Below are 1,025 nucleotides of genomic sequence, written 5' to 3'. Positions count from 1 at the left end.
CTGTGCCGGGCACGGATGCGCCGGACAGTGGGCATGGCCTGGCTGTGCCGGGCACGGATGCGCCGGACAGTGGGCATGGCCTGGCTGTGCCGGGCACGGATGCGCCGGACAGTGGGCATGGCCTGGCTGTGCCGGGCCCGGATACGCCGGACAGCGCAGGAGGCCCGGAGCCCCGGCCCGAGACCTCGGCCGCCCCGACCACCGGCATCAGCGACCCGGACCCCCGGGGTCCGGCCCCCATCCCGCACGGCAACGGCCGAGCCGACCAGGATCTCGCCCCCACCCCGCACCACAACCCCCTGCTCCACGACGTCCCGCACCACGACGCCCCGCCCACCACCGATATCCCGCCCTCAGACGCCCCGAGCAGGCCTTCCCCGCCCTCAGCCGCGACCCCACCCCCCGCCTGCACCCGGCCCCGCCACCCCGCTCCTACGAGCTCCCCGGCCCTCGACCCCACCCCGTCCACGACCTCCGCGTCCCACGCCCCCCGGCCGGCCCGGTCCCCCCGATCCATGGCCGCCCCGTCCCGCGACAACGAACTCCGCCGTACCTTCCCGCCCCTCCCGCCCCGGGACGGCGACCGCTTCGCCGAGAGCTGGTGGGGCAACGCCTGGGTCGAGGCGCTGGAGCAGGGCGCGCTGGACGTGAAGCGTCTGGAGCGCGGGCGGGGATACGCGGGGCAGGGGCATGTCGACGCCATCACGGTGACACCCGGACTCGTGCTGGCCTACGTCCAGGGCAGCCGTCCCCGCCCGTACCGCGTCCAGGTGCGCCTGCGCACGCTCGACGACACGGACTGGGACCGCTTCCTGGACGCCGCCGCCGACCGCCCCGGGCACATCGCGGCGCTGCTGGACAAGGAGATGCCCCAGTCCCTCGCGGAGTGCGGCGTGCCGCTGCTGCCCGGTCCCGGTGACCTGGAGCCCCGGTGCAGCTGCCCCGACCGCGGCCACCCCTGCAAGCACGCGGCGGCCCTCTGCTATCAGACCGCCCGGCTGCTCGACACCGACCCCTTCGTCCTG

Annotated in this window: 1 protein-coding gene; it reads left to right on the top strand. The window is 76.1% G+C overall.

Annotated elements, in window-relative coordinates; all coding sequences use genetic code 11:
- Nucleotides 1-128: 128 nt before the first annotated feature.
- The coding region (locus tag ABZ281_RS50440; protein WP_356665676.1) for an SWIM zinc finger family protein at nt 129-1,025 on the top strand (897 nt) is incomplete at its 3' end.

The sequence above is a fragment of the Streptomyces sp. NPDC006265 genome (assembly GCF_040613555.1).
GTDB lineage: Bacteria > Actinomycetota > Actinomycetes > Streptomycetales > Streptomycetaceae > Streptomyces.
Note: the sequence above shows the minus strand (reverse complement) of the source record. Positions and strands in the feature narration are given on the sequence as shown.